Here is a 275-nt window from a genome sequence, read left to right on the forward strand (position 1 = left end):
GAGCAGCACGGGTGAGATTTTTGAGAAAAAGTATGGTGTTTTAACAAATCAGCTTGAGGAAATGCGTGATTTGATGCTCACGTATCACGTGCAGGAGGTTGGTATGGAAAGCACAAGTGTCTATTGGGTTCCTGTATGGCGCATACAGGAACCTCATTTCAAGCTGAAACTTATCAACCCCTATTTCATCAAGCAGCTTCCCGGTCACAAGAGCGACGTGAAAGATGCACAGTGGATAGCCGAGTGCATGATGAAGGAACTGGTGCGCGGCACCT

The 275-nt window shown here is 47.3% G+C and carries 1 protein-coding gene; it reads left to right on the forward strand.

The annotated features are described in order from the left end of the window. On the forward strand, positions 1–275 hold a 275-nt coding region (locus CIK89_RS04545; protein ID WP_144007351.1), incomplete at both ends, for a transposase.

Source organism: Prevotella sp. P4-119 (genome assembly GCF_002251345.1).
Classification (GTDB): Bacteria; Bacteroidota; Bacteroidia; order Bacteroidales; family Bacteroidaceae; genus Prevotella.